8 protein-coding genes and 2 pseudogenes are annotated in these 7697 nt (G+C 58.1%); 2 read left to right on the top strand and 8 right to left on the bottom strand.

The features are described from left to right. Positions 1-106 precede the first annotated feature (106 nt). Complete coding sequence (locus AWB68_RS40885; protein ID WP_087649856.1) at positions 107-658, bottom strand: cytochrome b; 552 nt, start codon at positions 656-658, stop codon at positions 107-109. 409 nt (positions 659-1067) lie between these two features. Between AWB68_RS40885 and AWB68_RS40880 the strand changes: the two genes are divergently transcribed. Then, positions 1068-1367 carry a hypothetical protein gene (locus AWB68_RS40880; protein WP_125483220.1) on the top strand — a complete coding sequence of 100 codons (300 nt, stop codon included), beginning with the start codon at positions 1068-1070 and terminating at the stop codon, positions 1365-1367. 30 nt (positions 1368-1397) lie between these two features. Here the strand turns inward: AWB68_RS40880 and AWB68_RS40875 are convergent, their stop codons facing one another. Both AWB68_RS40875 and AWB68_RS40870 read right to left on the bottom strand, forming a co-directional pair. Beyond that, positions 1398-2849: an ATP-binding protein gene (locus tag AWB68_RS40875; protein WP_087649854.1), complete on the bottom strand. Its 1452-nt coding sequence runs from the start codon at positions 2847-2849 to the stop codon at positions 1398-1400. Next, positions 2846-3504 (bottom strand): annotated as a pseudogene (locus AWB68_RS40870) (response regulator). The gene AWB68_RS40875 and the pseudogene AWB68_RS40870 overlap by 4 nt, the downstream one beginning before the upstream one ends. Before the next feature lie 275 nt (positions 3505-3779). On the opposite strand from AWB68_RS40870, the pseudogene AWB68_RS50215 reads away from it, so the two are divergent. Further along, positions 3780-4123: pseudogene (locus AWB68_RS50215) on the top strand (phosphoketolase family protein); the annotation flags it as partial. Between the two features lie 190 nt (positions 4124-4313). Here AWB68_RS50215 and chrA read toward each other — a convergent pair. From chrA to AWB68_RS40840, 5 genes are all read right to left on the bottom strand, one after another. Further along, complete coding sequence (chrA, locus tag AWB68_RS40860) at positions 4314-5546, bottom strand: chromate efflux transporter (RefSeq protein WP_087649853.1); 1233 nt, start codon at positions 5544-5546, stop codon at positions 4314-4316. An 81-nt stretch (positions 5547-5627) separates the two neighbouring features. Next, positions 5628-6077, bottom strand: a complete 450-nt coding sequence (locus AWB68_RS40855) for a universal stress protein (protein WP_087649852.1) — start codon at positions 6075-6077, stop codon at positions 5628-5630. A 167-nt stretch (positions 6078-6244) separates the two neighbouring features. Beyond that, positions 6245-6754: a flavodoxin family protein gene (locus tag AWB68_RS40850; protein WP_087649851.1), complete on the bottom strand. Its 510-nt coding sequence runs from the start codon at positions 6752-6754 to the stop codon at positions 6245-6247. A 49-nt stretch (positions 6755-6803) separates the two neighbouring features. After that, positions 6804-7043 carry a hypothetical protein gene (locus AWB68_RS40845; RefSeq protein WP_087649850.1) on the bottom strand — a complete coding sequence of 80 codons (240 nt, stop codon included), beginning with the start codon at positions 7041-7043 and terminating at the stop codon, positions 6804-6806. A gap of 6 nt (positions 7044-7049) precedes the next feature. Next, complete coding sequence (locus AWB68_RS40840; RefSeq protein ID WP_087649849.1) at positions 7050-7238, bottom strand: hypothetical protein; 189 nt, start codon at positions 7236-7238, stop codon at positions 7050-7052. Between the last annotated feature and the right edge of the window lie 459 nt (positions 7239-7697).

Here is a 7697-nt window from a genome sequence, read left to right as displayed (position 1 = left end):
CATGCAAACGAGTTCTTTGGTCTTGACGAATCTCTCACAATTCCCATCAAATCACCCACAGATTGCGCCGAGGAACCTATTTTTTTGCGCCGAACTACGCCTGTGCTCACCGCTTGTCCGAGCTTGGTAGCATGCGAATCAACGTTCGATCCCGCAGAATGAAATGGTGGAAAAGTGCGGCGCTAACGTGCATCGCGACGAGCGCCAGGAGCACCCACGCGAAGTTCCTGTGCCAGTCGCCAAGCGCGTGTCCGGTCGGTGAGCCAGTCGGGGAAAGCGGCGGCATGGGAATCGAGGCAAATAGGGAAATAGGCCAGCCACGCGACGAGGCGTTGGCCCAGCCGATCAAAGGCACAGCGATCAAAAGTGCGTAAAGCGCCCGGTGGGTGTATCGCGCCAACGCGCGCAGGGCCAATGGCAAGGTCACCGGCTCGGGCGGTACCGCATGCGTGCTTCGCCAGAGACAGCGTACCAGTACAAGTAACAGGATCGCCATGCCGACTCCCAGATGCCAGGCGATCAGTCCCACCGGCTTTGTGTCACGGTGCACGTCAGGCATCGTCCAGGCGAGCACGAACTGAATGAGCAATAGACCAGCGGTGAGCCAATGAAGCACACGTGCAGGTGCGCTATATACGAGATTGGGTTCGGTTCGCATCAGACATCCTGGAAAAAACGGCGGAATACGCTCGATTTAAACCTCTCAGTATCCTCGAAAAAACCTTAGGGGAGGCTTAAGGGGAATGAAAAGTGTTGTTATTCGCGGATGACACTATCGCTATCATCCTGACATCGGCACGCGTCTTCGCAATCGAAATACGAACGTTTTACATATGGCGGCAATGAGCGGATCTGGCAAACAGGCTGCCAGATGCGCAGCTTTCATCTATATGACCATCGGCTGAAGAAAGGCGGAGCACCGACGAATGAAAGCCGTCTTAAGACTCCCTTCAGGTCCGTTCCTCCAAGATGCGATTGTTAGTCTAGTGGACAAGCCAGCAGAGAGGAAAGATATGCACCGCACGACCACTGTAATGCTCCGCACATATCTTAGAACGGCGTCCGCAATGGCGGGCATCATCCAGGTCGGAGCGATAGGCGCAATTGTGTTTCTTCGCATTCCTGCTTCGGCTATGGAGTCGTCCGGGTTTCGCGTGTGGGCGCTAGCAGGAATTATCGTCGGCACGGCAGTGGTCCGGCAGCTATCGCGGCTGGCCTTTCAACGCGCAATGCAAAATCAAGTAGCAAGCGTCGGAGACAGCCGTTCCCCGATCGTGATCGCCTCCGGCTGTCCATTGGTGACCCTTGTTCTTCTTCATCTAAAATTTGCGCGCAGAGAGTTTGTCGTCGACCGAGTCACCTGTTGAATAAAGATCGGCGCGCCTTGGTTGTCAACGCTAGGCCTCGATACTACGATGATCAGTGTCCTTGAACTTGCTGGATGGATGAGCGAGAGTCAAGCCAACAGGACGCGACGGAAACACGACGCAGACAGCCAACCCCCGTCCTTCGATGCCGCAACTGAACTTCAAATCGGCACCGAAATGCGCGGCAATACGATTCACGATTGATAGACCGAGTCCGCTGCCAGTTGCCCTTGCCGACGAGCTCCTGAAAAACCGATCCGCCAGACGAGTCATCTCTTCACGACTGACTCCCGGGCCGTCATCACGGACCATCAAATAGACATACCGGTCGTCTGTCTTAACGTTCGTCTCTACAGTTCCTCCGACCTCACCGTACTTCACTGCATTGTCGAGAAGATTGTCGAGCAGGGCGCGAACAAGTATGCAGTCCGCCTGCAGTTCAGCATTACCGTCTCCCGTGAGCCTGAGCGTCATCTTCTTCTCGTCCGCCAGATGCTTCCTGAACACCATGGCCTCCGTGATAACGTCATGAAGTCGCAAACGCGACTTCGCAATTTTCTCGTCATCGTCAAGTCGCGCCAGTAACAGCAGTTGTTCGACAAGATGAGCACCACGGTCAACGCCAAGGGCAACCCTTTCTAGCGCCAAGATCTGCTGGGCAGAATCTCTGGAGCTCATCGCGACCTGCGCCTGTACTTTGATCGCCGTAAGGGGTGTTTTTAGCTCGTGCGCCGCGTCTGCAGTGGATGTGCGTTCTCGTGCCAGCGATGTCCGGAGTCGTTCGAGCAACGCATTGGTGGCCGTAATAACCGGCTCAATCTCCCCAGGCGTGGACGCAATTTCGATGGGCTGCAAATTTCGGTCGTTTCGCGCTTGCATCGCGTGGGACAAAACCGTGAGCGGCCGCAAACCAATGCCGATACTGAACCACGCGAGCAACATGAGGACCGGCAATAACACGATCGCAGGTCGAGCAATGCGGGCTGCAACACCGCTTGCAAGATCACTATGCTCATTGGCGGGCTCCATCAAGCTGATGGTGCGCCCGGTATGGGTATCTCGCATTGTGTACATGAGCCAGACGGCGCTGCCCGCGGCGACTTTCTCGACGCTTCCAACGGGCTGTCGCTCAAACCTTACGATAGGAAGGTCGCTGCTTCTTGCGATGATTTGCCCCTGACGATCTGTTACCTGAAAGTGAACAAACCTATCATCGTAGTCGGAATCCAGCTTCGGACGCTGTGGATGGCGCGGGACTTCATTCCTCGTATCGATGCCATGCTCCGCCAACTTCGCGAGCTCGGCGGGGTTCAATTCGACGAGAAGGGGTCCCAGTTGAATCAGTCGGGCTTCATCCCATTGCGTCACTTCACGCAGCGCTGAATGAAAGCTCCAAACAAACATTACCGTCCAGGAAAGGCCGACACTAAGGATAATCAACAACATCAGTCGGTGCCGAAGGGACATAGCCTTGACGCTCATGCTTTCTCCATCACATAGCCGACGCCCCGAATCGTGCGTATCGCGTCGACGCCAATCTTTTTTCGGAGGCTGGACACGTGGACCTCGATGGCGTTGCTTTCGACTTCCTGATCCCATCCATAAAGGCTTTCTTCGATTTTTGCCTTCCTCTGGGGCGTGCCTACGTGCGTAAGCAGGTGTACCAGGACGGCGAATTCCCGAGTTGTCAACTGCAGGCGCAGATCGTCGAGGAAAGCAGTGTGAGTTGACGGGTCCACTTTTCGATTGCGCCACACCAGTATGTCACTGACGCGGTTCTGCGAACGCCGTATCAGGCACGGCAGCGTGAGATCACTTCGCGAATATCAAACGGCTTTCCAACGTAATCGTCGGCGCCGGCGTCAAGACCCACTACACGATCCGCGTGGGCGTCCCGGGCAGTCAACACGAGCACCGGCGTCGTAATACGTTCAGCACGCGGCGACGTGAGCAGACTCATTCCCGTGATGTTGGGCAGACCCAAATCCAGAATGATCAGGTCATAGTCAGTAGTGGCGAGCGAGAATTTCGCGTGCTGTCCCTCTCTAGCCCAATCGACGGCAAAACCAGCATTGTTCAGGGCGACCTCGAGCCCACTGCCAATAAGGTCGTCGTCTTCAGCAAGAAGGATGCGCATGATCGATCACCGCCAGGCCGATGGAGGTACAGCGTTGAGCCGCGCGATCGCCTCGAAATCTACGCCTCATATGGCGAGTAACACGGTTTAGCTTATTCTTCGATGCCACGTTGAGCGCGTAATTTTCGCACGATTCGTCGACGGCTAGACAAGCCATTGATTGATAGGCCCCTTAACAAAAACGATTCTCAATCTTCTTTTGCTTCCGGCTCGTTAGCGCAAAGCTCGTGCGCGAGGGTTCCAGCCGGGCACGTCGCCCTCAGGATGCGCACTCCGTTCCGCAGTGTCGTATGCCGCGATCCCTTTCACATCGCGACTTCGACTCGGTCTTCACGCGCGACGAGCTCACCTACAATCGCACGAATCCAGAGAACATCCACGTGCACGGCTATCGCGAGAAAGGCAACATCAATGCGTCCGTCCTTTGAGCTTGCCATCATCAACGAGGTGGACCGCTACACACTCGCCATCGACGTGAGCGACCACGTATCCGCGCTTGGCGGACACAGGCGCTCATGCCAAGAACTGGCTCAAGGATCAGATCGTCGAGAGCATCCGGCATGCGCACGAGGAAGGCATCGATTGCGATGAGATCCGCGAGTGGACCTGGGATGATTGAGGACCTCGCGCTTGATAGGCAAACGCAGGAGAGTCATCCAAAGGCGCAATCCGCAGCGTCTAGCGGCCGATTTGGTCTTCGCGCGTGACGTAGCCCAGCGTCGGTTTTGATGTTGACGGTGACGGAATGTTGTCGGGTTATGCAGAATGGAAGGATAACCGAAGGAGAACATTGCAGCGCTTCGAGTTCCTCAGGCTCTTCGAGTTTCCCCCGGGGCCGACGCTCTAATGCAAGGAGGTCCAGCAATACCGGCCAGCGCACTAAGCACGACGATGGCGAAGGGCGGGAACCTCCACCGTATCATCAGGAAGAAACCGCAAGCCGCGACAGCGAAGTCAGGCTTCGATAGAACTGTGCTGGTCCAAACTGGTGAGTACAGTGCGGTGGCCAGGAGTCCAACGACCGCGGCATTCACTCCTGCAAGCAGTGCAGTCATCGACGGACGTGCGCGCAGTGCTCGCCAGTAGGGTAACGCCGCAAGCACAAGCAACAGGCCCGGCAGGAAAATACTCACGGTGGCAAGCAGTGCACCGGTCCAATGGTTCGGCGCTTGCACCATCATCCAACCTAGAAATGCAGCAAACGCGAACAACGGACCCGGGACCGCCTGCGCGGCACCGTAGCCGGCGAGAAAGTCGTTCGAAGAAACCAGTCCGGCCGCGACAGTTTGCTGTTGGAGAAGCGGCAGCACGACGTGACCACCGCCGAACACCAGCGCACCAGAGCGATAAAACGCTTCCACGACCTTGACGGCGGGACCTGCGTGGAGGCTGGTCAGCAGTGGAAGTCCGAACAACAAGGCACTGAAGAGAATCAACGCGATGGCGCTTGCCGTGCGGGAAACACCGAATTCGTGGGTGTCCTGCGACACGCGAGCGGTGTTTGATGTTGTCGTTGATCGGCACAACGCGAGTCCGAGCACGGCCCCGATGCTGACCACGATCAGTTGCGCATAGACAGTGGTCAGAATGCTGAGCACCGCGATGGCGGTGAGGGCGATAGCTGCGCGGCGCTGATCCGCACAAAGACGCCGCGCCATGTCCCACACTGCCTGAGCGACGACCGCGACGGCGACCAGTTTCAGACCGTGAATAAAGCCACCGCCAACCGGCCCGCCGAGACTCGGCGTGATGGCGGCAAACCCGATTAACAGCATGACTGAAGGCAGTGTGAACCCGCACCAGGCGGCGAGTCCGCCAAGCCAACCCGCTCGCAAAAGACCGATCGAAAATCCCACCTGGCTGCTGGCCGGCCCTGGAAGGAACTGACAGAGCCCGACCAACTCGGTGAACGTTTCGTCGTCAAGCCAGCCGCGCCGTGTAACGAACTCTCGGCGGAAGTAGCCCAGATGTGCAATGGACCCGCCGAAGCACGTCAGTCCGAGCTTGAGAAATTCTGCGAGAACTTCCGCAACGCTACCCATTCGAGTCGAGCTTGGTAAAGGGATATCTGTGCCGTTCGTCGTGTGTCACGGCGATCATTGCTTTACTCTTACACGGGCACCCTACTTGCTGGCGCTGCCCGGCTCCTCATGCATCAGCAGTATAGGACAGCTGGCGATCCGGGCGAGGCCTTCTGCCACGCTGCCGAACGCCATTCTGCGCCACCCCCGTCGTCCGGTCGTCCCCATTACGACGAGATCTGTTTGGTGACTCTGCGCGTAACGGTTCAGGCAATCGGCGATTGTCTCGTGAATGTTATCCGTCTCGACCAATTGCACCTCGCACGGTACGGCAGCCTGTTGGAGTTTCCGCCGCACGTCCTCGAGCATGCGTAGCCCTTCTTCGCGCAGTTCGTTTCGATACGTCACCGGATAAGAATACGCCGTCGAAGCATCGAGAACGTGCACGACCCGTACTTGAGCCCGGCCGTCACCGGCGATCCGGATCGCTTCGTTCAACGCGCGTTCAGACGCTTTGCTGCCATCCATGGGAACCAGAATCCTGCTGTACATGATGTAATCCCTCGTCGAGGTGTGTCGTGTCGCGTCCCGCCAGTCTGCGAATGAAGTCCGCTGCGCGCGTCGGCATCAGCGCGGGTCAACGCAGAGAATGCAGAAGAAGCCTCGTCCCGCCGTCTGCGGTTGGGGTAGGTTCATGTCTCGTTCCATACTGCCCCCGCTCAGGCCGCCCATTCGATTTCTTCGATATGGGCAAGCGTGCGTTCGATCCGTTGCGCGAACAGATTCAACGCACGGCTTTCCTCGCCTTGCGGTGCGTTTCTCTGACTAATCGCACAGCGCGCGACGGGCTGTTTGGCCGCCAGTTCGCACAGTTCCTTGAGCGCGGATTCACTACTGCGACCGGCGAGCGTGCAGAAAAGTGCAACGCGCGGCAGCCGACGGCGGTGCGTCGCGAGCCACGCGCGCACCGGCGCGCTCACTCTGCCCGCCCAGACCGGCGAGCCGATGACGACCATTTGGTATGCCGACAAATCATGTCGCATCGGCTCGACCGATGCGGACCGCCTCATCACCGAGTCGAGAACACACCGCAGGATCCCGAGCGTCCCCGACCGGTCGCTCCGGTCGATGATCTCCTCGACATCCGCGTGCAGGGTCGTCGCCAGTGCGGCGGCAACCCTGCGCGTCGCTCCGGTGCGTGAAAAATAGACGATCAATACTCTCGACATGACTGCTCCCTCTGATCCCGTCATTGTCCCGAAACGGCGCGCCTGCCGGCTACACGCCAATCGTTTTCGTCAGCTTCAACCCGACCCAGACCACTCCCTCGCGCAAACCCGCGAGGATGGCGTCGCGCTCGCTGTCGAAGCGCCCGGAATGCCTGAAGCGATGTTCGAAGCGCCGACCGGCCAGATCCCGATGCTCCACGCGCAACTCGCACACGTAGCCGCCGGGTACATCTAGCGTGTCGGCATACACGCTCCAGTCTGGGCCGTTGATTTTTCCCGTGAGTGCCATGCTCGATCACCTTCCTGATTCGACTTCGAGGTTGTCGACCGTGCCGTCGCGCACAACGACGGCCATTTGGCGCGCTTCCCGCCCGGTATGCTGGCTGAGTGCCCGCCCGATCCCCTCACCGGTCTCTCCCGCAGCGAAGTCCTGCCGCACCGTGATCTGATAGTCCACCGCCGTCACACCCCGCAACGTGTTCATCACACACTCCTCCTGCTTTTCTCAACTCTATCCGCACTTCAAAAATGGACCGAAGTGAATCGGCTTGAACGTTTCCAGATCACCCATCGAACAACCCTCCGGTTCCCAACCGGGAACATCTCCGTCGGGGATGCCCAGATCGACGCCGCAGACCGTCGAGCAATTTTCGTCGGTGAGCGTGAAAAGCGTGCCTTCATGTCGATCTTCTCAAGGATGAAGAGCGCTTAGGCACAGGACCAATCTAGCCCCGCCTGGCCGTCGACGATTGATCTGCGTCAAGTCGCGCCCTCGTGTGGATATGGTTCGCTGCGCTTGATCTGAATCAACGGCGAAAGCCTGCCCGCTCGTAGAGTCGATGCAAAGCGGGCGCGAAGGCGCCCACTCATTCCCGTATTCCACAGGAGAGAAGCGATGAGCTACAAAAGTATCGTTGTCCATCTCGATGCCAGCGACCGCGCA

Origin of the sequence: Caballeronia choica, from assembly GCF_001544535.1 — a bacterium.
Taxonomy (GTDB): domain Bacteria; phylum Pseudomonadota; class Gammaproteobacteria; order Burkholderiales; family Burkholderiaceae; genus Caballeronia; species Caballeronia choica.
Note: the sequence above shows the minus strand (reverse complement) of the source record. Positions and strands in the feature narration are given on the sequence as shown.